The organism is Flagellimonas sp. CMM7 (assembly GCF_021390195.1).
Taxonomy (GTDB): domain Bacteria; phylum Bacteroidota; class Bacteroidia; order Flavobacteriales; family Flavobacteriaceae; genus Flagellimonas.
Genome location: NZ_CP090003.1, coordinates 312342 through 335382 on the forward strand (window position 1 = coordinate 312342; position 23041 = coordinate 335382).

The following is a 23041-nucleotide window of genomic DNA, read 5'->3' on the forward strand; positions in this document are numbered from 1 at the left end:
TTTTTGAAATGAAAAAAAATTCACTCTTAAAGAGCTATCTCTTATTGATGGTTCTATCCGTATTCACGTTCTCTTCATGCGATGACAATGAAGATCAAACAACAGACAAAATAGTTGAAGCTACAGGTACTATTGTAGAAACTGCACAAGCAACTGATGCCTTCAGTTCATTAGTTGCTGCGTTAACAAAGGCAGATGAAAATGAAGATTCAGATTTAATTCCAGCACTTAATGGTAATGGACCCTTCACTGTATTTGCTCCAACCAATGATGCCTTTACAGCACTCCTACAAAGTTTAGATGGTTTTGATTCATTAGAGGATTTTGATACTCCAGAAGAAAAAACCTTGCTTGCGACTATTCTAAAATACCATGTTATTTCTGGTGTAGCTGCTGCATCTTCGGATTTAAGCGATGGTCAAACCCTAACAACTTTTCAAGGTGAAGATGTAATTGTGAGTCTTGCAGATGGTGGCGTGTTTATAGACGATGCAACAGATACAGATGCAGAAGTTGTATTACCTAATGTAGGTACTTCCAATGGTATTGTTCATGTAATCAACAAAGTGTTATTACCACAAGAAATTATTGATGCATTAAATGGAGGAAGTGAAGAAGAAAGCACTTTGGTTGACATTGTAGTAGAAACTGAAGCCTTATCACTTTTAGAAGCAGCTGTTATCAAAGCTGGTTTGGTAGACACTTTAAATAGTGAAGGACCATTTACAGTTTTTGCACCAACAGATGATGCCTTTGTAGCATTATTGGGCATATTGGGAGATGATTATATGTCTTTGGAAGATTTTGATACAGATGACGAACTAGCGCTTCTTAAAAACATACTATTATACCATGTGATTCCTGCAAAGGTTTTGGAAGCAGATTTAGCCGCTGGCGAAGTGCCAACTGCATTTACCAATAACACTTTAACCGTTATTGAGAAAGATGGAAATTTTGTTATTGGTGATGCTTCTGATGTAGATGCCAACATTACAGGAACAGACATCATGGCATCCAATGGAGTTGCCCATACCATAAACAAAGTATTGCTTCCTCAAGCTGCTTTGGATTTTGTGGCATCATTACAATTAAAGAACATTGTTGAAATAGCAATTGAGACTGAAGACTTAAGTCTGCTTGTCGATGCTTTGCAAGCTGCAAATGCCGGTCTTGTTGAAACACTAAGCGGGGCCGGTCCTTTTACGGTATTTGCACCAACCAATGCCGCTTTTGTTGAATTATTGGATATTCTTGGAGATGACTTCAATAGTTTAGCTGATTTTGATACACAGGAAGAAATTGATTTGTTGATTGCTATTCTAACCTATCATGTAGTTCCCAACATTGCAGCATTTTCAACAGATCTATCAGATGGACAACAAATTCCAACTGTTTTTGGAGCTAACTTAGGAATCAATATAAAGGATGGCAATGTACACGTTGTGGATGCTACGGACGCAAATGCCACTGTGGTTCTTCCAAACGTTGAAGCAAGTAATGGAGTAGTTCATGTAATCAACAAAGTGTTATTACCGCAAGTTGCCTTAGACTTTGTTGCTCAACTACAACTAAAGAATATTGTAGAGATCGCAATAGAAACAAATGATTTAAGCTTGCTGGTAAAGGCATTGCAAACGGCTAACGCGGGACTTGTAGAAACTTTGAGCGGAACAGGGCCATTTACAGTTTTTGCTCCAACCAATGCCGCTTTTGAAGAGCTATTGGACTTGTTAGGAGATGACTTCCATAGCTTAGAAGACTTTGATACCCCCGCGGAACTAGATATTTTGGTAAAAGTACTTACCTATCATGTAGTTGCAGGAACTGCAGCTTTCTCAACAGACTTGTCCAATGGTCAACAAATTGAAACTTTTCAAGGTGAAAGTGTTGGTATCAACATTAAAAACGGAACAGTACATATTGAGGATGTAACGGATGATAACGCAACAGTTGTATTGCCAGATGTAGAAGCAAGCAATGGTGTTGTCCATGTCATCAATAAAGTGTTATTACCACAAGAAGTTTTGGATATTCTATTTCCTCCTACCCCTAATATGGTGCAATTAGCGCAATCTGTAGATGACCTTAGTCTATTGGTAGAGGCCTTAATCCAAGCCGATGCCGGTCTTGTAGGAGTATTGAGTGGTGATGGTCCTTTTACCGTATTTGCTCCAACAAATAAAGCTTTTCAAAATTTATTGCATGCCTTAGGAAATCAATACAATAGTCTTGAAGACTTTGATACTGCAGAGGAAAAAGCATTATTGGCTAAAATATTGACCTATCATGTGGTGGCTGGAAATGCAGTGGCTTCTTCTGATTTGTATAATCATCAAAGATTAAGAACTGTACAAGGTGAATCTTTATTTGCAATTATTAATCATGGAGTCTTTATAAGAGACAAAACCCATGTAGATGCAAAAGTAGTTGGTGCAGATAATGTTGCAAGTAATGGTATTGTACATGTTGTAGATAAAGTTCTTTTACCTCAAGAAGTTTTGGATGCACTGCATTGATCCTAGTAAATCAAACTTATAATTTGTAGGTTTTTTATTACTAAAAACTCCTTTGATTTTAATCAAGGGAGTTTCTTTTTTTTATAGGTGTTTACCGTTCGTCGATGACACATCAAAAGAGGTCTCTTTACCATACAAAAACACCCCCTTTGACAACTATTAATTTTTTAGGCAAGTATTATGTTACATCTTTGAAGTCCCAAATCTTTCCAAACTATACCTAATCAATGGTGAAAGCTCCCCCAAATTCTGGGGGAGTTTTTGTTTTGCAGAAATACTTTTTAACGTTTTCCAGCTTTCTTTTGCTCTTCGGCCTGCTCCATCATTTCACGCATCTTTTTCTGAAACTTGTTCTCCTTTTTAGGCTTCTTCTTATTCTCTTGAATTTGAGCATGAATCTTATCTTCATTTAAGATATACTTTTTGATTGCCAACATAATAAAGATGGTAATCAAATTGGAGATGAAATAATACAAACTCAAACCACTGGCATAGTTGTTAAAGAAAAACAGCATCATTACTGGAGAAAGATACATGATGAACTTCATGTTCGGCATGCCCGGTTGCTGTTGCATCTGCATACTCTGCCCTGTAGTCATGGTCATATAGAAAAAGATGGCTACGGATGCCAAAATTGGAAAAAGACTCACGTGATCTCCGTAAAAAGGAATCGCAAACGGTAAATTAAAAATAGTATCATAAGATGATAAGTCTTCCGCCCATAAAAAGGACTTCTGTCTTAAAGCAAATGAGGTTGGGAAAAACATGAACAAAGAGTAAAAAATAGGAAGTTGTAGCAGCGCTGGAATACAACCACTCATTGGACTCACTCCTGCTTTATTATAGAGTTTCATGGTCTCTTGTTGCTTTTTCATAGCATTGTCCTTCAACCGCTCATTAATTTCAGTAATCTCAGGCTTTAATACTTTCATCTTAGCCTGAGACAGATAAGATTTATAAGTGACCGGTGATAATGCCAAACGCACTATAATCGTCATAATAACAATGGCAATACCAAAAGGAAGGAAAGAACTTAGGAAACTATAAAACGGAGTGAACACATATCTATTGATCCACCCAAAAATTCCCCATCCAAAAGGAATAGATTCTACCAATCCTAAATCTTTGTATTCATCCAACACTTTCACATCTGTTGGTCCATAGTACCAGTGCATATTTTGAGAAAGCTCTCCACCTTGTAATTCCAAAGCAGTTTTAGTTGTATATGCCTTTGTAAACAGTGTTTCTTTGCTTTCTTCCTCCACTAAATTTGTGGAACTCAGTTCTGCACTCTTAAAGTGGGTGTCTGTTGCCAGAATAGAACTGAAGAAATGTTGTCTATAAGACAGCCATTTTACATCTATTTCCGTCTCTTCATCTAAATCACTGCTCTCAGAAAGTTTGCTGATTTTATCCCCATCATGATTATAGGTCAAACGAGTATAGCGATTTTCGTATAGAACACTTTTGTCATGCCTTATTCCTTTTAGATTCCATTCCAAATCAATAGGGCGACTTGAATTGATCACTCCGTTCAATCCTTGAGATCGAATAGTGAAATCCACCAAATAATCATTTGGTTTCATCTCATACCGATATTCTAAAAACTGGTTTTGCGAAATCTTGGCTTTCATGGAAAGCACTTGATTATCTCCACTATTTGAAAGTGAGGGTTCAAAAAACAAATCTAGAGTGTTCAACACTCTGTTGTCTGAAGTAGAAAAGTTTATCCCAAATTTGGCATTAGCATCCTTCACCAAATATATTGGAACAGAATCATGATCAACAAAATTTTTCATTCTGGCCTCTATAATTTGGCCACCTTTGTTATCCACTTCTAAATAAAGTACCTCATTCTCCAGTGTTGTAGTACCTTCTGCAGCTGCTGTAAAACCAAAAGCCCCAACAGTACTTTTATAGCTTGCTACAGCTGTAGAATCTTGCAAGTTAATAGGTGCAGGTTTGTTATTTTGAACAGATTCAACAACAGTTTCAGATTCTGCAGCTGCTGCTTCAATCTTTTCTTGTTCTGCTTTTTGGGCCTCTAATTCTTCTGGGGTAGGCTGATTTTGGTAAAACATAAAAATGAGTATCCCAAAAATCAATACAAAACCAATAATGGAATTGATATCCAGTTTCTTTTCTTCCATGAAAGTTATTTAGTGAAAATCTTTATCTCAGGTTTTCAAGTGGCAAATATATGTCCAAAAGCGGAGTTTATGCCAAACTGGCATTAGTTTGTTGTTGCTTTTGTATTAAAACCGCTTTTACAAATCCTACAAACAAAGGATGTGGGCTTGCTACGGTGCTTCTATACTCAGGATGGTATTGAACACCCACAAACCATGGATGCGAAGGAATCTCAATGACCTCAACCAAACCGGTTTTAGGGTTTAGTCCCGTTGCCATCAATCCTGCTTCTTCCATTTGCGTTTTATAGTCATTATTATATTCAAAGCGATGTCTATGTCGTTCCTTTATATCGGTTTCCCCATAAACTCCATGTACCAAACTATCTTCTTTAAGTTGGCAGTCCCATGCACCCAAACGCATGGTTCCCCCCATATCAGTTACTAACTTCTGTTCTTCCATTAAGCTAATAACTGGATTGGATGTTTTTTCATCCATCTCAGTTGAATTGGCATCACTTAATCCCAACACATTTCGAGCAAACTCTATGACGGCCATTTGCATCCCTAAACAAATCCCTAAAAAGGGGACATTATTTTCACGAGCGTATTTAACTGCTAAAATTTTACCTTCAATACCTCTCTCACCAAATCCGGGAGCAACCAAAATACCATCCAATCCCATCATCTTTTTATCAATATCTGAACTAGAAATATGCTCAGAATGTATAGATTGTATCTCTACTTTTACCTCGTTGGCGGCACCAGCATGGATAAAAGATTCTAAAATGGATTTATAGGAATCTTGAAGCTCTACATATTTACCAATAAGGCCAATGGTAACTTGGTTTTTTGGGTTCTTGTGTTTGTTTAAAAATTGCTTCCATAGTTCAAGGTTTGGTTCGGTTTCTTGTGGAAGTGCCAATTTTTCCAAAGCTACTTTGTCCAATCCTTCTTCTTGCATGAGCATAGGAACGTCGTAAATGGTAGATGCATCTATGGATTGAATAACTGCTTCTTGTCTCACATTACAGAAGAGTGCCAGTTTTTTCTTGATATCGTCCGAAATCTCATGCTCCGTTCTACAAACCAAAATATCAGCTTTTATTCCACTTTCCATTAAGGTTTTTACAGAGTGTTGGGTAGGTTTGGTCTTTAACTCGCCAGCAGCGGAAAGAAATGGCACCAACGTTAGATGGATTACCATCCCATTATTGTCTCCCAATTCCCATAAAAGCTGTCTAACTGCCTCAATGTATGGCAGCGATTCAATATCACCTACGGTACCACCTATCTCCGTGATAACGATATCATAATCCCCGCTATTTCCCAATATCTGGATACGCTGTTTTATCTCATTGGTAATATGTGGTACAACCTGTACCGTCTTACCCAAGAACTCTCCCCTACGTTCCTTCTCAATAACACTTTGATAAATTCTACCAGTGGTGACATTGTTTGCCTGGGATGTGCGCACATTTAGAAAGCGTTCGTAGTGCCCCAAATCCAAATCAGTTTCAGCACCATCATCCGTTACATAGCATTCGCCATGCTCATAAGGGTTTAATGTCCCCGGATCAACGTTAATATAAGGATCTAATTTTTGTATGGTAGTCCGGTAACCTCTAGCTTGTAGTAACTTGGCTAAAGATGCGGCGATAATTCCTTTACCTAAAGAAGAAGTAACACCACCCGTAACGAAAATGTACTTGGTTTGTGACATATTGGGATTTCTATTACGGGGTGTAAAGTTACAAATTGCCAACGTAAAACCAGATCATTCCTTAGGAAATTCTTTTTGAATTTTTCTTATCATGGGCTCTAGTCCGTTGTCCTTCACATCCAACATGGTAATCAAGTGTTCTCCCAACTTTCCCCTTGGAAATCCTTTCTGCCTGAACCACACCAAATAAGCCAATGGCAAATCGACCAAATAACGATCTTTATACTTACCAAAGGGCATTCTATAATGGGCAAGTTCCAGTAACTTTTCTTTGTCGGGTTGAATTTCCATTTGTATTTCTAAAATACTATCTTTCTGGGTATAAATACCTAATCATGAAGAGAAGAAATTTCATAGCTGCCGCTGCCGCTGGATCTGCAGCTATGGTAACCACCTCATCCTTAGCACAAAGTCAAGAATCAAATAAGGATTTTGAGCTAAAGAACAACATTAATCATAGTGTATGTCAATGGTGTTTTGGCCATTTGCCTTTAGAAGAGTTTCTTCAAATATTGAATGGATTAGGGATAAAAGCAATTGACCTTATAGGCCCAAAAGACTGGCCCCTTCTAAAAAAGTATGATATTCATTGTTCTATGTGCAATGGTGCGGAAATTAGTTTGACAGAGGGATGGAACGATCCAAAATACCATGAAGAGCTTATACAAAACTATACGGAGGTTATTCCTCAGGTAGCTGAAGCCGGATATACCAACCTCATCTGCTTTAGTGGCAACCGAAGAGGAATAAACGATTATGTTGGGCTTCAAAATTGTGTTGACGGACTTTCCAAGATTATGCCTTTGGCGGAGAAACATGGAGTGGTAATTCAAATGGAATTGTTCAACCAAGTCAATCATCCAGATTATATGTGTGACAGTTCCATATGGGGGGTGGAACTTTGCAAACATCTGAGCAGTGACAATTTTAAACTTCTTTTTGATATCTACCATATGCAAATACAAGAAGGCGACATTATTCGAAGTATTCAAAATTATCATCCCTACTTTGGGCACTATCATACCGCGGGTGTACCTGGGCGGCATGAGATTGATGAAACCCAAGAATTGTATTACCCTGCCATCATGAAAGCAATTTTAGATACAGGTTTTACTGGTCACGTGGCACAAGAGTTTATTACAACTTGGGATGACAAGATTGAAGCCCTTAAAGATGCTTTTTTACGGTGCGATGTCTAATTAAATAAGGCTGGTACTATATAATTATTCATTAACTCGTTTGTATAACTATGGGCTTTTCTGTTTCCATAGTTAGTGGTGGTAATTATAACTACGGCTTCCAATTCTGGAATTGCCAGAACTTTTTGCCCACCACTTCCGGACATGTAATATGATTTGTACTTTTTATCGCTTCCAAAAGACTTCAACCATAACAAATATCCGTAATCAGTTCCTTCTCTTGCATTTGCTTTGGGTGTAATGGCCTTCTGTATCCATTCTTTTGAAAGAATTTGTTTTCCGTCCCATTCGCCATTTTGAAGAAACATTTGGATAATCTTTAAAAAATCACGGCTTCTGTATTCACTTCCACCAGCTGTATTTAAAACACCCGAAGGCGTATAGTGCAATTTATAATCCTTAATATTTAATGGGTCAAATAAGTTTTGTATTGCAAAACTGTCCAAGGGCATCTCTACGGCATTTTCAACAACTACAGCCATTGTCGCAGCTCCGGCAGAGCAATAGCTCATAGCCCTACCATAAGGGGAGTCTTTCGGTTTAGGCCCAAATGGAAACGAACGTATTGGAAGGTCTACAAAAAACTGAAGCCAATCTTCAACAATATACATGCGCTCTTCATTGCCTCTCGAAAACATATTGTCATCATCACATTCAAGCATAGAGCTCATCGTCAACAGATCTTCTATTGTAATTTGTTGTTTTCTAGGATCTTGATTTTTTATGGGCAATTCTGGTTTCAGGTATTTAAAAATCTCTTCCTTTTCCGATTTTACATACCCTTTATCTATAGCTATTCCAGTAAGGATAGTAGCCATAGTCTTGGTAACAGACCGTGTGTTCCTCAGCGTATTTACATCTGTTCCATTATAATATTTTTCAAAAACCAGTTTTCCTTGCCCCGCTACCAAAACACTTGTAATCCTTTCATAGTCTCCATTATCAATCTTTTTATCCATTTCTTTGAAGAGTGCATGGTCTATTCTGTTTTTCTCAGAAAAGTCCAATTGAGCGCTTAGAGAAATTGGAACCGCAATCATTAATACTAACCAGATAAATTTGTTCATTTCTATTGTTTTTTGATTATCTCAACAAAATAAATCAAGCATTTACGATAAAAATAGAATGAAATTAACACGAAACAGAATTAGAGAAACTTCTGCCTAAAAATTTTTGGGGTTTCTTTGAAATAATGCTTGAACGTTCGCGTAAAATGACTTTGATCAGAAAATCCGCAAGAATGCGCTATCTCAGTAAGAGAGTAATTCTGATTTCCCAATAGATGAATAGCTTTTTTAATTTTATGGCTTCTGATATAATCTCCCAATGTGGTATTGAGGTATTTTGGGATACTGCGAGACAAGTGCACAGGGTGCACACCTAAAATTTTGGAAAGGGAGGATAATGTTAAGTCATTAGAATCATCATATATCAATTGTCTTAAATTTTCTATCCATTCTGGTTCTGTTTTTATTGGGGTTAAATCCTCTCCCCATACTTCTTCACAAAGTTGCGAAACCAATACATCTAAAGATACAGTGGAATACTTATCGTTACATTTAAACTCATAGTAGATTTTTGCCAAGGTTTGGTGCAGTCTTGGATCTTTCATAAGTCCGCTGCCTTCCCAAAGGTTTTCGTTTAGGTTTTTCTTTCCGAAACAATTTCGATCTAATTCAATATGAAAACCTTTTGCTAAACGAGTTTCTTTTGTATTCATGTGCATTTCTTGCCAATTATGAAACAAAAAGCTGCCAGGAGGACACAGTGTAGTACCTCCCCTATTGATATCTTTAAGGTTTCCGTCCAAGACATACATGAAGTAGGGGTTTTCATGATAATGCCAATCTGTTTGCGGTAAATTATAATCATATTCGGAAAAAGAAACACCTACATTTTCTAATTCCAATTTACGGATGCCGTAATAGTTGCCCTTTTCTAGAATTTTCATACACTATAAAGAGTACGAAATATGCCAAACGTTACAACCGACAATAAAATTTAGTTTTTATCCAAAGCCTTGGCTATCTTCTTGTTCCACTCCAATTGCTTTTCAGCGTTTCTAGAAAAGCTGGTTTCCCAGTCGTATAAATCTTGAAAATCTTCTAATTCCTTTAAAATTTCCTTGTAGATTTTCCGTATCTCGGCCTTTACATTATCTGAAAAAGAAGTACGTTTCAGCTTATCCCTCATCTTACGGGCAAAGAGTTCAGAAATATCAAAATGGAGTTGTTCATGACTCAAGATCAAGTCATCACAAATTTCTGGTTTGTACCAAGATTCATTTGGGTAGAAAAAAGCATTTACTTCAAAATCCAACTCTACTTCATGGTGAATTAAATTTGCAGAGTATTTATAACTTATCCCGCTTGCGGTAGTGGCTGCCGGTACTGCAGCTGGTGGGACTTTACCCCTAAAATCTGCCCAAGTAAGGCGCTCACTGGAATCCCATAAGATACCCTCTTCAATTTCTTGGGCATATCCAAAAAAACAAAGAAATAAAAGGCATCCTATAGCAATTACTTTACCCAATGAAATTCAATTATTTTTTCAATATCAGGGTGTAAGCTATAATGTACAGGACAAGTGTTCGCAGTATTCGTTAAAATTTTCCTATGCTTTTCAGAAACATTTTCAGGAAGTTCCATTTTCACTTCAATTTTAGAAATGCGTCTTGGGTTTGCAGCCATGTGTTTGGTAATCTCGGCAGTAGAGCCGGACAAATCCACTTCCAAGTCCCTAGCTTTAATCCCCATCATGGTCAGCATGCAACTTCCTAAACCGGTAGCTACGGTATCTGTGGGTGAAAATGCTTGTCCCAATCCGTTGTTATCAACTGGGGCATCCGTAATAAATTCATTGTTAGACCTTAGATGCAAACATGTGGTCCGTAATTCTCCTGTATAAGTAACTTTAGAGGTCATCTAACTTTATTTCTTTAATTCGTAATCCATTATACTCCATTAAATAGCAGGCCGTGTTATAATATCCAGAAGACCAGTTATTCAAATAATTGAAACTGTTCCCCGTATATTCCGTAAGCCCTATAATCTTGGAGGTTTCAAAAAGGTTGTTTTTATGGGCAAGTTTTAATAAAACATCAAAAGTCACATCAAAACCACGTACAGCATAGCGGTCAGGTTTTAAGCCTTTGTATCGCTTTCTATATGCTTTGGTAAAGGCATCAGTTGCGGCTTCTCTATAAAAAGATGGGTACGTAAATTTTAAATTGGAAAGGTGAGCACTGGATACCGCATCACTTTCAAAAGCACTATTGAAATTTGTAGTGAACATCTTTACAGGAGTCTCTTCTGAAATTGCCGAATTTAGAATGGAACTAACGCTGGACACCATATTAGGTTGATCTGTTTCTACAAATACCCAGTTCTCCTTAGTCTCGGAAAGCATGATCAGAAATTCATCCAAATGCAATGATTTATTATCAATGATTTTTGCGATTTGAGCTGTTGGAAACTTAGATATAATAGAGTCATAGGCCACTTGATGGGTAGAGTCGGCAATAATAACCACATTTTGATCTGTGTACTTTTTTTCCATATAGGAAAGCATTTTTTGTCGGAGAATAGCATCCGTTGGAACGGAAAAATATACATTGCTATGGCTCAATTGACTATCTGAAGCTATTGGCGAGATTACCGGGATGTTTTTGGAAGCAGCCTGCACAGCAACCTCATTCAAAGCGCTTGAAGACACCGGGCCAATAATGGCATTTACTCCCAAGAGATTTTCTCTAAACAAAATTTCTTTGACTTTAGCTTGGCTCAACTCCGTATCAAAAGTTTTTACATCAACTGAGACACCCATTTTCTTGATGGAGTCCAATGCTACCAACGCCCCAGAGTAGAACCCTACACTTAAGCTAATATCCTTCCTTGTCTCTATTTGACTTATGGTCTTCTTTCTATCATTAAAATTAACTCGGTCCAATCTAAAAGGCAGCATAAAAACCAACTTTGGCCTGTTTTCAACATTGATGCTATCTATTAGATTAATTTTATCCAAGACCAAGGCATTTTTAACTTCTAGACCTGTGGCATTATCCTTGGGGAGCTTTAAAACCATACCCGCTTTAAGGCCATTCTCCAAATCCGGGTTCAATTCAAACAATTCGTCTCTAGTAATTTTTAAATTTTGGGTAAGCCTAAAAATGTTTTGTTTTGGTTTTACTTCGTAAAAAATGAAATTTTCCGTATTCACTTCTCCAGAGGTATCCTTTTTCTTGGGAAGGCGTATAACCATTCCCTCCTTAAGGCCGCCAAGTTTCATGATTTCAGGATTCAGTTTTACTATAGAATCTGAAGGAATACCATACTCTTTCCCTAAACTATACAATGTCTGTTTGGGCGGCACTGTAAATGAGGTAAATAAATCTACTTCTTGATTTTCTAGGCTGTCTCCTTTAGGTCTTGGTAAATTTAGTTCTTGCCCTACTGCCAAATAATCTGAGCTTTTGCTTAGGTCAGGATTTAGTATAACCAAGCTATCCACCGTGATTCCGTATTTATGGGCAATACTCCATCTTGTTTCTTTAGGTTGTACAGTATACGTCTCAAAATCCAGTGCCCGCTCATCTTCTGGTGTAGGTTCTGGGAATTTGGGTATTTGCAACACCATACCTTTTTTTAGAGGTTCTGAATATAACTGTCTGTTGTAACGCTTTAGTTGTTCCTCCGTAATCTCGTAGCGTTGGGTAAGTCCAAACAAGGTTTCTCTTTTCCTTACCCTATGTCTAGAAAAGCTTAATGGTTTTTCTTGCTCTTCTACTTTTTCTTCTTCAGCCTTTTCTTGTGGTTCTATTACTGAACCATCCAAAGGAATAATCAAAATGGTGTTTGCTTTTACATCCGAAGCCGTTTTGATTTCCTTGTTGGATTGCAAGATGGTAAAAGGAGTAACGCGGTATTTTTGAGAGATGCTTTGCAATGTCTCTCCTTCTTTAACCGCATGAGTGGTATACTTCTGTGCAGAAACTTGAATTGAAGCCAAGAAAAAGGCAACAACACTAAGTCTTAAAATATGTTTTTTCATTCCCATTCTATAGTTGCAGGTGGCTTTGAGCTAATGTCATACACTACTCTATTAACGCCTTTGACCTTATTTATTATATCATTGGATGTCTTTTGTAGGAATTCATAGGGCAAATTGACCCAATCTGCCGTCATACCATCAGTACTTTCCACAGCTCTTAAAGCTACACATTTTTCATATGTCCGTTCATCTCCCATTACTCCTACACTATTTACGGGCAAAAGCATAGCTCCGGCCTGCCAAACCTTGTCATATAATCCCCATTTTTTCAATCCATCAATAAAAATAGCATCCACTTCTTGTAAGATAGACACCTTTTCTGCTGTAATGTCACCTAAAATACGGATTCCCAAACCTGGGCCAGGAAAAGGATGGCGACCAAGAATTGCTGCATCCATATCTAAATTTCTTCCAACCCTACGTACCTCATCTTTAAACAACAACTGCAAGGGTTCTACAATTTTCAACTTCATATAATCAGGCAATCCACCTACATTATGATGACTTTTAATGACCGCTGAAGGGCCTCCACTTGCTGAAACCGATTCTATACGGTCAGGATAAATGGTGCCTTGTGCCAACCATTTTGCATTTTCTACCTTATGTGCTTCATCATCAAAAACTTCAATAAAAACCCTCCCTATAATCTTTCTTTTGGTTTCAGGATCCGACTCTCCTTTCAAAGCATCCAAAAAACGTGCCGAAGCATCAACACCTTTTACATTCAACCCCATGTGCTTATATTGGTCAAGAACGCTATCAAACTCATTTTTACGTAACAATCCGTTGTTCACAAAAATGCAATGTAAATGGGTTCCTATAGCTTTATGCAGTAACATGGCCGCTACACTGGAATCCACACCTCCAGAAAGCCCCAAAATCACCTTGTCATCCCCAATTTTTTCTTTGAGTTCTTGAACGGTGGTTTCCACAAATGCATCTGGGGTCCAATCTTGTTGTAGACCTGCAATGTTTACTAAAAAGTTTTCCAACAACTCTTTACCATCTTTTGTATGATATACTTCTGGATGAAACTGAATGCCAAACGTTTTTTCATTTTCAATACGAAAAGCAGCATTTTCTACATCCTGTGTGCTTGCTAAGCGTGTTGCACCACTGGGTAATTCTTTTATGGTATCACTATGGCTCATCCAAACCTGACTGTTTTCATCAATACCTTTTAAAAATTCCTCGTCTTCCTTCACATAGGACAAATTAGCCCTTCCGTATTCTCGTGTGGCTGATGGTGCCACATTACCTCCATGAAAGTGCGCCAAATATTGAGCTCCGTAGCAGATGCCCAGCAAAGGTTTTTTTCCTTTGATTTCAGATAAATCTGGATGCGGGACATTATCCCCTCTAACAGAATGAGGAGACCCTGAAAGAATTACCGCTTTATAGGCTGATAAATCCTTAGGTGGATTGTTATAAGGTTTTATTTCTGAGTAAATGTTAAGCTCCCTAACGCGTCTTGCGATCAACTGTGTGTATTGGGAACCAAAATCTAGGATAAGTACGTTGTTATGCATGGGCAAAAATAGCAATTTGCTTCAGTAGAAAAAGTATCTTTTCAGGGATATTTATAATAACTTTTTTAATGGTTTATCAACATAGCTTTATCGTCTCTATTTTCCTGCTTTTATTGACTCTTTTTATCCTAAAACGACTGGAATATAACGTTAAGTAGTTTTTTTCTTAACATTATTCACCATTTCTTTGCGTTTCCTAAACACACAAACCATGATTAAAGGATTTATCTTCGATTTAGACGGGGTTATTACCGATACTGCAGAATCTCATTACAATGCATGGAAAAAACTGTCCGATGATATGGGCTGGGATTTTGACCATGAGGTCAATGATAAACTCCGGGGTATTTCCCGTATGGATTCTATTCAAGTTATCCTGGACCATAACAACACTACTTTAGATGAGAAGACTTTAGCTGCACTTGCTACTAAAAAAAATGATATCTATGTTGCCAGTCTTGAGACCATGACTCCAGAGGATTACTTACCAGGAGCCAAAGAATTATTGACCCATTTAAGAACAGAAGGGTTTAGTGTAGCACTGGGAAGTGCCAGTAAAAATGCAGTAAAAGTACTGGAACAGCTCAATGCATCTGGGTATTTTGATGTTATTGGCGATGGAAACAGCGTTTCTAAAAGTAAACCTGAACCAGATATTTTTCTCTATGGTGCTGAAAAATTAAATCTGCAACCTGAAGAATGTATTGTTTTTGAAGATGCAGAAAGTGGTATAGATGCTGCCAAAGCGGGCGGATTTTATAGTGTGGGAATAGGGCCAGAAGAACGTGTAGGCCATGCCAATTTGCGGTTTGACACCATGGCAGAAGCCACATTATTCGAAATAAAATCTTATTTTAAAGACTTGTTTTAAAAGTCTTTAAATAATGAAAAACACAGCTTGTACACTGCTCATATTTTTAGTGAGCATTTCTCTTCATGCTCAAGAAGATGGATGGAGCATCTCTTCTAAAAAAGTAGAAAAATATACTGGTGTTGTTGCTGCAAACGGCAGAATTGGGATTCTACCAGAGGACAAACCCTTTAAAACAAAATCCATAATCCTTAACAATGTCTATGACAAAGAATCTCCTTTAGGTGTGAGTCGCATTCTATTGGGAATGAACTTTGCCAATTTGGAAGTCGAAATCGATGAAGAAAAAATTACCGAAGAAAATGTATCAGATTGGGTACAAACCTTGAACATGAGAACAGCAGGGTTCACCACCAGTTTTTTGTTTAAGGACAAAGCAAGGGTTTCCTATACCATCTATGCATTGCGCAATGTTCAATACTCAGCTTATATTGATATACAGATTGAGCCCTTAAAAAATATTGATATAAGGGCAACAGGAATCATTAGAACCCCGGATGAATATCATAGCCCAAACAGTACTTTTAGGGTACTTCAAGATTTGGAAACCACCATGCCTATTCTTCAAACTGTGGCAGAGAGTAGACTAGGTAGGCATATGGTGGGCACTTCTGCAACATTTATTTGGCATGCGATTAATTCCACAAGAGAGCACCAGCGGCCTGAACTTGTTCATGAGCAAGCTTCAGCTTACGATAACCGTCTAACCTTTGGACAAACATTGAAAAAGGGCGAAACTTTTGAATTTGCCTGGACAGGAGCTCAATGTTCAACACAAGATTTTGAGGACCCACAAACAGAATCGGAACGCTTTGTCATTTTTAATCTATTAACTCCGCGGTCTGATTTACTGGACCAACACAAAAAACTATGGGAAGACCTTTGGGAAGGCGATATTATTATTGAGGGGAATCTCCAAGATCAATTGGATGTTCGTTTGGCGCTATACCACCTTTATGCCTTTTCCAGAGGAGATTCAGATTTAAGCATAGCGCCTATGGGACTGTCCTCGCAAAATTATAATGGTCATATTTTTTGGGACACGGAGCTATGGATGTTCCCCCCATTGCTAATGTTAAACCAAGATATTGCACGTTCACTGGTGAATTATCGCTCAGACCGACTGGGCAAAGCCAAAGAGAAAGCCATCAACTTTGGGTATAAGGGCGCCATGTTTCCTTGGGAAAGTGATGATACCGGTGAAGAAGCTACGCCTGCGTGGGCTTTAACCGGGACTTTTGAACACCATATAACCGCCGATGTTGCCATTGCTTTTTGGAATTATTATAGAGTTTCCCAAAATCTCGATTGGTTAAAAACAAAGGGATATCCTCTTATGAAAGAAGTAGCGGATTATTGGGTAAGTCGTTCCACAAAAAATGAAGATGGGACTTATAGCATCAAAAATGTGGTGGGTGCCAATGAGTTTGCCCCCAATGTGGATGATAATGCCTTTACCAATGGTTCGGCCATAACGGCATTGCAATATGCCACAGAAGCTGCAAAAACAGTTGGAGAAATAGCAGACCCACTGTGGAATGAGGTTGCTTCCAAAATCAGAATTTTAAAATTTGAAGATGGAACAACGAAGGAGCATTCCACATATGCCGGAGAACGCATTAAACAAGCAGATGTGAATTTATTGACCTACCCTTTGGACGTGGTAAACAATGAGGAGACGGTCTTGAAAGATTTAATGTACTACGAACCCAAATTGGCTGAAGAAGGACCGGCTATGGGGCAATCCGTGTTTGCTGTTATTTATGCACGCTTGGGAAATACCAAAGAGGCATACCGATTGTTTAGGAGAAGTTACGAACCTAACAAAAGACCCCCCTTTGGCGCTTTGGCCGAAGCCGCAACAAGTGATAATCCCTATTTTGCTACAGGCGCAGGAGGAATGCTTCAGGTGGTATTGTTTGGTTTTGGAGGTTTGAACATCACCAATGAAGGAATCCTTCAGAAAAACCCAGTTCTCCCTAAAGAATGGAAATCATTGACCCTAAAAGGGATTGGCCCTAGGAAAGAAACGTTCAAAGTAGAATAATCCGTAAGGAGCTATTTTTCAATTGGTTGTTTTTTATTCTCTATTTTTAGTAGGTAAACCAACCTCCATGAAAACCTCAATATTACTCCTTTTAGTCTTTTTCAGCTATACCCTGTTCACTTCTGCACAAGAAAACCAAAGGTTAGACAGTCTGCAAAGTGTTCTTAAAACACAAGAAGATGATACCTTAAAAGTGGCCACTTTGGAGGAGTTGTTTTTAGAGGAGTTTTATACGGATCCCAGTAAAGCTAAAAAATATATAGAACAAAGCCTTAAGCTTTCTAAAAAATTGAATTTTGCGGATGGTGAAGGATTTGCCAATTACTATTTGGGTGCTGGCTATTATCAAACCATAGGAAAAAATGATTCTGCTAGGTATTATATCAATGAAGCGCTATCCATTTTCAAACGCATAAAGCACGAAGAATACGTCGTTAAAATGACCAATGCTTTGGGAGTTGTAGAATACACTTCTGGGAATTATCAAAAAGCAATCGAATATTATAATATCGGAATTGATTATTCAAGAAAATACAAACATTGGGACAACCTAGCAAATAGACTTGGGAACAAATCCTTGGCTTATATTAATAAGGGAGACTATAACCTTGGAGTCAAATACTCCATAGAATCCTTAAAACTATTTGACAGTTTAAGTTCAAAATCCAACACATTACAACTTAAAATTCATACCGCTACCGCTGCGGTGCGGGTAGGATATGCAGAAATGGGTTTAGAAAATCATGAAAAAGCATTGGAATACTTTGATCGCGCATTAGATATTTACGATGGAATAGATGATGTTGTGCATATGGGCCATACCTACTCAGATATTGGTAATGTTCATTTAGAGCTTGGCAATTATGATTTGGCCATCGAAAATTATCTCAAAGCACTGGACATCTCAAAAGAAAAAAAAGTTCCTATAATGAAAGGTTACGTTTTGGTCAATCTAGGAAAAGTCTATAAAAAGAAAGGCAATTATAACAAGGCTCTTTCCATTCTCATGGAAGGATTGCCCATTAATAAAGAGTTTGGAACAAAAGATGATCTTGCCCTTAATTTCAAACAGTTGGGACACACATATATGAAAAAAGGTGACCCTGATCAGGCTCTTACATATTTTAATAAGTCCATTGCTTTAGCTGACTCAATAGAAGCAGCTGAAATTTTATCTGAAGCCTCTTTAAACAGAGCTGAAGTATATCACAATCTTCAACAATATAGGAATGCATATCTGGATCAAAAGAAACATCAATTTATCAATGACAGTATTTTCAATGCAAAAAAATCTCAACAAATAGAGGAACTCCGAACCATTTATGATACAGAAAAAAAAGAGCAACAAATTGCATTGCAAGACAAGGAAATTACCGTTTTGGAACAACAGGCTGAAATCAGTACCCTTCAAAAAGTACTTTTGGGTATTGGTCTTTTACTCTCTTTAATTGGTTTTTACGCCATTCGCCAAAAATTAAAACGCAACAAACTCGAAAAAGAAAAGGTAGATGCCGAACTTGCCTTTAAAAAGAAAGAACTCACCACCCACGCACTGCATTTGGCCAAAAAGAACGAAGTTTTAGAAAGCCTAAAACAAAAGGCCCAAGAGCTCAAAGAAAACGAGGAATCCAAAAAGGGCTATCAGCAGCTTATTAGAACCATCAATTTTGATCTACAGGACGACAATAATTGGGAAAATTTTGCGCGTTATTTTGAAGAAGTACACAAAGATTTTAATAGCAATGTGAAGTTAAAATTTCCGGATGTTACTTCAAATGAACTTCGTTTAATGGCACTTTTAAAGATGAATCTGTCCTCAAAAGAGATTGCCAATATCCTTAATATTTCCCCTGAAGGGATAAAAAAAGCCCGTTATCGACTCCGCAAAAAGTTGGACATTACCACGGAAGATTCTTTACAAGATTTGGTGTTATCCCTTTAAAAACAGGCATTCCGAAGCCTATCCGCTAATTGTTCCATCCTTATTTTTAAGGTGTCCACCTGTTGTCCACCCTAGTTTTTTCATTCCTTAAAACCAGCATTTTAGGTTTGTGGTGTTATGCATTGAACATAACAAGTTTTGTGGTCTTGCTCGGCTAAGGGCTGCAGACCGTTTCCCGGGCAGGTCACACAAAACAACAATCAAGTTTAACCCACAAAACAAAAGAGATGAAAACAACAAATCTAACATTCAACCGAATTTTTACACTACTCCTGTTTATAACGGTCGTAGCATGCAGCAAAGATGATTCTGGGACAAGCATGCCACCCGGACCAAATTCGGAACTGGAAAATACCCAGTCCAATGTTGATACCAATGAATATGAGATAGACGAGGGGCAATTGGGCCTTAGCATTAGTGCAAGAAGTATAAAAAGAAAGGGATACGCTCCAACTAAGGCCATTATTACCATATCTGAAGGAGCAAAAGCCGGTGATTATGAGGTCAACATAGGCCAAGATACGTTTTTGGCTAGCTTTTCATTCGAAAATAAAGACCTATCGGAAACTGAAAAGAACGAGCTTGAAGATGGTGTGGCCATGAGCATTACCATTGAGAATGCACTAGGTGAAGTCCTAGCGGTATTTACCAGCACTAAAAAGTCTTTCACGTCCAGCCCTCTGGAAACAGAAGTAGACGACCCGACCAAAATCGATATCAACCCCATAGCTTTAAACCCAGAAGTAGATTATTACCTGCAAATTTTAGATGCCAGCATTACTTCGGTTTTTGGAGCACCCTCGGCAACTTTGCGCACATCCACAACTGATTTTGATACTGAAGTTAGGGTGCGTCAAGCTTCAGATTTGGATTATGTAAACGATACACAACAGACTATTCTGTTTACCAAATTTAGATTTGAAACTGTAGACGCTGAAAACAATATCTTCAACATTTTCAACCCCAACGGAAGTAAAAAACATTATCTGTACATGGATGCCAACAATAGATTAAACGTGCAATCTGAGGCGAACTATACCACAAATGGCGGCAACACTCCAGATGCTGCATCACGGACCAATTATCAATTTAAGATTCAAAAAATAGACACGGGCAAATTTTTTATCATTCCACAAACAACCAACATCCCCTTAATTGCTTCGGCAAGTTTGGCATCCATTACATCCCAAACTGTGGAAACTCCCTCACATTTTAGAATTTTAAATTTTGAAATTGACTGGAATTTCGAATCGAGGAACACCAGTTTTCTAGCCCCAATACTTCCTCCATCAAAAACTATCGCAGCCTATAATACGGCTCTTAAAAATTGCAGTAGCGGTCCATTGACCGATGAGGTGGGGGTAGTAAAAACTTTGACCAGAACGGATACCTACACATGGTCTGAATCCATTCAGGTAGCGACTTCCGTAGAAGCGAGTTTGTCCACAACCATTTCTTCTACGGTAGAAACTAGCGTGAACACACAGTTTTTTGGAGCCTCCAATTCGACGACGGCCTCTGTAACGGCAGGTTTAAGTGTGGGTCATACCACAACAGAAACCAGAACGGAAACCGCTGAGACCAGCACTTCAGAAACTTTAGAACTTTCATCTAAAAGAATCATTACTGTTCCGGCTGGTAGGGGGACCGCTGCAGCAGATATTTATCAAGAGTACGAGAACATTCGTGTACCCTATGTCCAAGAATATCGTATTCGTGGAGATTATCAAAATGGGAATCCTTTAAGTGGATTAGAAATTATGTCCCAATTCAACTTTAATGGGTTTTCAGGTGTAATAAATGAGATTGGTTCTGACTTTATCGACATAACACTTAGGGGCACCACCGTAATAAGTCATTTAATATCAAAAGAAATAGTGACCAGGGATATTCCGGACGCCTGCACCAATTAAACATTCAAAGTTAGTTAGGCTAGTTAAAAACAAAAAGCCCTGGGAACCACTCCGGGGCTTTTTAATAAAATCAAAACCAACCTAAACATATGAGTTAACCTACTCATATCTTTGAAAATTTCATAGCAATTTTCAGTAGTAAAACAACTACCTCTAAAAAAACCCTACTTTATTTTTAATTTTTTTTTGAAAAAGTTACTTTCACGTATAATGACTACTCCTTTTTTTAAAGAATTATGCGAAGAACTTAAGTTAGGGGCCACTGAAAAAGGGCATCCTTTCAGGTATTTCGTATTGGGAACCCTTGGGTTAGACAATTCTATTGGGCAACGCATGCTTGTTTTAAGAAAAGTATATCAAGATTTGCGATTAACGTTTTATACGGATAATCGTTCCCCTAAAATAGCGCAGTTGCAAAAGAACAATACGGTTAGTGGGCTTTTTTATAATCCCACCAAAATGACACAATTAAGAATTGAGGGGAAAGCCATCATTGAGACTAACAAGGAACTATTAAAAGCGAACTGGGACAATATTCCTATAAATAGACAAAAAGAGTACAACACAAGTAAATCTCCTGGAGATTCTATAAACAATCATACTGAAATTGAATATCTAAGCGAAAAAACCCATTTTAGCATGGTGCATATTATTCCAGATAAAATGGATTTTTTAAAACTGGGAAATCACTATCATACGCGCGTTCAATTTTCACTGGTAGATGACGAATGGAAAGGCAAATTTTCTGTTCCATAAACTTCAAAAAAATATAAATTTTCTTTGTCCGGACCATATTGCAATAAACTATCAGTAGGCATTAAGCTTTCAGAAAGTCTACTCAGGGATGATAAGATGACATGAGGTTCATCATACTTTTTGGATTCTGGAATGGAGAAGTCGTCCAAAGTGAACAGCTCCTTTTTAGGGTTATACAATCTAATCTGCCCCCCATAAGTAACATTGGGTAAAACCCAAATAGCCTCTGAATATTCCGTATTCAGTTTATTGGATAATCCTGAGTAATCAAAATGGATATCTGAAGTAATGCCAAGAAATCGTTCCGCTGGGGTACGCAAAGTTTGAAACACCAGAATCAATAAAAATAATGGCACCCCCCATTTTATAACTTTTTCACCCGCTATATCTAAATTTCCTATCAACCATATCAAGTATGGCAAAAGCAATGGAAGCAACCACCTTGCTTGAACTTCTTGTACATTCATAAACATAAAAAACAGCAACAGCACCGTAATTTGTAAAATCCCCATGTTTCGCAACCATTTTGGAGTATTGCTAGCATTCCATCTCACTTTTTTCAATAATAAAAACAGAGCAACTGCTAAGATTAAAGGAAATACCATTTCTAAAAAAGCCACGGTAGTTTCCAACAGAGGGGTTAAAACAGGAATCCCCTTCCCTTCTGTTTCTAATTTTGTACCAATGCTTTCGCCAATAAAACCTAAATACTCTCCCTGTATCAACCAATAAAAATTTGGGGAAAAGAGCAGAAAAGCGATTATACAGGATACTAAAAGTTTAGGGTTCCATATAATCCGTTTTAGCGAAGCATCGAAAAAAGAAACTCCCAAAACCATCATTAAAAATATTGAATAGTTATATTTGGAAAGCATTCCAAAACCAAAGCAAACACCTAGAAAAAGGTAGTTGTAGACGGATCTCTTTTCTATTAATTGCACTATTACCAGAAGTGTCACTATAACCATAAAACAAAGTAATAAAGTATGTGATAGCCTTCTGAAAGCAAAATCAATAAAAACGGGAACGAAAGCTAAACCCAATACCATAACCTCAGCCTTTACCTTATTGTTAAGGACTTTTTTAGCAAGTTTATAAAAAGACAGGATTACGGCTCCAAAAAGAATTCCTCGTAAAAAGGAAAAAGAAAATTCGGTTACTCCAAAAACGCTGTTAATCGCTTTTTGAATCCAAGTATATAATGGGGGTTGATCATCATACCCCAGCCTCCACCATTGCGAATAATAGGCTTGCTCCGCATCTTCTAATTCCAGAGAAGTTTTTAGATAACTAACGATAATTATGGAAACAAAAGATGCGGACGCCAATAACCAAGCTAACGGTATCTTTTTCGCATTGTTTACCAC

The 23041-nt window shown here is 37.8% G+C and carries 17 protein-coding genes; 7 read left to right on the forward strand and 10 right to left on the reverse strand.

Annotated elements, in window-relative coordinates:
* Positions 1-8 precede the first annotated feature (8 nt).
* Entirely contained in the window at positions 9-2516 is a 2508-nt protein-coding gene (locus tag LV704_RS01575; protein ID WP_163423358.1) for a fasciclin domain-containing protein, read from the forward strand.
* Between the two features lie 281 nt (positions 2517-2797).
* Here LV704_RS01575 and yidC read toward each other — a convergent pair whose 3' ends face one another.
* From yidC to LV704_RS01590, 3 genes are all read right to left on the reverse strand, one after another.
* Positions 2798-4666, reverse strand: coding sequence for a membrane protein insertase YidC (gene yidC / locus LV704_RS01580; protein WP_163423357.1), 1869 nt, complete (start codon positions 4664-4666; stop codon positions 2798-2800).
* Positions 4667-4733: 67 nt separating this feature from the next.
* Positions 4734-6368, reverse strand: coding sequence for a CTP synthase (locus LV704_RS01585; RefSeq protein ID WP_163423356.1), 1635 nt, complete (start codon positions 6366-6368; stop codon positions 4734-4736).
* 54 nt (positions 6369-6422) lie between these two features.
* Positions 6423-6659, reverse strand: a complete 237-nt coding sequence (locus tag LV704_RS01590; RefSeq protein WP_163423355.1) for a DUF3820 family protein — start codon at positions 6657-6659, stop codon at positions 6423-6425.
* A gap of 44 nt (positions 6660-6703) precedes the next feature.
* Here LV704_RS01590 and LV704_RS01595 point away from each other — a divergent pair, with 44 nt between their 5' ends.
* Positions 6704-7567: a hydroxypyruvate isomerase family protein gene (locus LV704_RS01595; RefSeq protein ID WP_163423354.1), complete on the forward strand. Its 864-nt coding sequence runs from the start codon at positions 6704-6706 to the stop codon at positions 7565-7567.
* On the opposite strand, the gene LV704_RS01600 is transcribed toward LV704_RS01595, so the two are convergent.
* The 6 genes from LV704_RS01600 to guaA form a co-directional block, all read right to left on the reverse strand.
* The gene (locus tag LV704_RS01600) at positions 7564-8634 is read right to left on the reverse strand and encodes a serine hydrolase (protein ID WP_163423353.1); all 1071 of its coding nucleotides are present in this window, start codon (positions 8632-8634) and stop codon (positions 7564-7566) included. The two genes, LV704_RS01595 and LV704_RS01600, sit on opposite strands and share 4 nt — an antisense overlap.
* Positions 8635-8714: 80 nt before the next feature.
* Complete coding sequence (locus LV704_RS01605) at positions 8715-9518, reverse strand: AraC family transcriptional regulator (RefSeq protein ID WP_163423352.1); 804 nt, start codon at positions 9516-9518, stop codon at positions 8715-8717.
* Positions 9519-9568: 50 nt separating this feature from the next.
* The gene (locus LV704_RS01610) at positions 9569-10099 is read right to left on the reverse strand and encodes a DUF922 domain-containing protein (RefSeq protein WP_163423351.1); all 531 of its coding nucleotides are present in this window, start codon (positions 10097-10099) and stop codon (positions 9569-9571) included.
* Positions 10087-10491 (reverse strand): OsmC family protein, encoded by a 405-nt coding sequence (locus LV704_RS01615; protein WP_163423350.1) that lies wholly within the window; start codon positions 10489-10491, stop codon positions 10087-10089. Before LV704_RS01615 ends, LV704_RS01610 begins: the two co-directional genes overlap by 13 nt.
* Positions 10481-12616, reverse strand: coding sequence for a LysM peptidoglycan-binding domain-containing protein (locus tag LV704_RS01620; RefSeq protein ID WP_233782116.1), 2136 nt, complete (start codon positions 12614-12616; stop codon positions 10481-10483). Before LV704_RS01620 ends, LV704_RS01615 begins: the two co-directional genes overlap by 11 nt.
* Positions 12613-14145 (reverse strand): glutamine-hydrolyzing GMP synthase, encoded by a 1533-nt coding sequence (gene guaA / locus LV704_RS01625; protein ID WP_163423348.1) that lies wholly within the window; start codon positions 14143-14145, stop codon positions 12613-12615. The genes LV704_RS01620 and guaA overlap by 4 nt, the downstream gene beginning before the upstream one ends.
* 211 nt (positions 14146-14356) lie before the next feature.
* On the opposite strand from guaA, the gene pgmB reads away from it, so the two are divergent.
* The 5 genes from pgmB (at position 14357) to LV704_RS01650 (ending at position 21674) form a co-directional block, all read left to right on the forward strand.
* Positions 14357-15016 carry a beta-phosphoglucomutase gene (gene pgmB, locus LV704_RS01630; RefSeq protein ID WP_163423347.1) on the forward strand — a complete coding sequence of 220 codons (660 nt, stop codon included), beginning with the start codon at positions 14357-14359 and terminating at the stop codon, positions 15014-15016.
* Positions 15017-15029: 13 nt separating this feature from the next.
* The gene (locus LV704_RS01635) at positions 15030-17063 is read left to right on the forward strand and encodes a glycoside hydrolase family 65 protein (RefSeq protein ID WP_163423346.1); all 2034 of its coding nucleotides are present in this window, start codon (positions 15030-15032) and stop codon (positions 17061-17063) included.
* A 67-nt stretch (positions 17064-17130) separates the two neighbouring features.
* A complete protein-coding gene (locus LV704_RS01640; RefSeq protein ID WP_163423345.1) occupies positions 17131-19005 on the forward strand; it encodes a tetratricopeptide repeat protein in 1875 nt (624 codons plus the stop codon).
* Between the two features lie 227 nt (positions 19006-19232).
* On the forward strand, positions 19233-20918 hold the full coding sequence (locus LV704_RS01645) for a hypothetical protein (protein ID WP_163423344.1): 1686 nt from the start codon (positions 19233-19235) through the stop codon (positions 20916-20918).
* Positions 20919-21128: 210 nt separating this feature from the next.
* Entirely contained in the window at positions 21129-21674 is a 546-nt protein-coding gene (locus LV704_RS01650; protein ID WP_163423343.1) for a pyridoxamine 5'-phosphate oxidase family protein, read from the forward strand.
* Here LV704_RS01650 and LV704_RS01655 read toward each other — a convergent pair.
* Entirely contained in the window at positions 21623-23041 is a 1419-nt protein-coding gene (locus tag LV704_RS01655) for a glycosyltransferase family 39 protein (RefSeq protein ID WP_163423342.1), read from the reverse strand. The genes LV704_RS01650 and LV704_RS01655 overlap by 52 nt on opposite strands.

Bases quoted from the DNA above. Each gene is read 5' to 3' on its own strand.
- guaA (WP_163423348.1), bottom strand. From the start codon at position 14,145: ATGCATAACAACGTACTTATCCTAGATTTTGGTTCCCAATACACACAG.
- LV704_RS01620 (WP_233782116.1), bottom strand. From the start codon at position 12,616: ATGAAAAAACATATTTTAAGACTTAGTGTTGTTGCCTTTTTCTTGGCT.
- LV704_RS01595 (WP_163423354.1), top strand. From the start codon at position 6,704: ATGAAGAGAAGAAATTTCATAGCTGCCGCTGCCGCTGGATCTGCAGCT.
- LV704_RS01590 (WP_163423355.1), bottom strand. From the start codon at position 6,659: ATGGAAATTCAACCCGACAAAGAAAAGTTACTGGAACTTGCCCATTAT.
- LV704_RS01635 (WP_163423346.1), top strand. From the start codon at position 15,030: ATGAAAAACACAGCTTGTACACTGCTCATATTTTTAGTGAGCATTTCT.
- LV704_RS01585 (WP_163423356.1), bottom strand. From the start codon at position 6,368: ATGTCACAAACCAAGTACATTTTCGTTACGGGTGGTGTTACTTCTTCT.
- LV704_RS01600 (WP_163423353.1), bottom strand. From the start codon at position 8,634: ATGAACAAATTTATCTGGTTAGTATTAATGATTGCGGTTCCAATTTCT.
- LV704_RS01605 (WP_163423352.1), bottom strand. From the start codon at position 9,518: ATGAAAATTCTAGAAAAGGGCAACTATTACGGCATCCGTAAATTGGAA.
- LV704_RS01615 (WP_163423350.1), bottom strand. From the start codon at position 10,491: ATGACCTCTAAAGTTACTTATACAGGAGAATTACGGACCACATGTTTG.
- LV704_RS01650 (WP_163423343.1), top strand. From the start codon at position 21,129: ATGACTACTCCTTTTTTTAAAGAATTATGCGAAGAACTTAAGTTAGGG.
- LV704_RS01575 (WP_163423358.1), top strand. From the start codon at position 9: ATGAAAAAAAATTCACTCTTAAAGAGCTATCTCTTATTGATGGTTCTA.
- LV704_RS01645 (WP_163423344.1), top strand. From the start codon at position 19,233: ATGAAAACAACAAATCTAACATTCAACCGAATTTTTACACTACTCCTG.
- LV704_RS01640 (WP_163423345.1), top strand. From the start codon at position 17,131: ATGAAAACCTCAATATTACTCCTTTTAGTCTTTTTCAGCTATACCCTG.
- pgmB (WP_163423347.1), top strand. From the start codon at position 14,357: ATGATTAAAGGATTTATCTTCGATTTAGACGGGGTTATTACCGATACT.
- yidC (WP_163423357.1), bottom strand. From the start codon at position 4,666: ATGGAAGAAAAGAAACTGGATATCAATTCCATTATTGGTTTTGTATTG.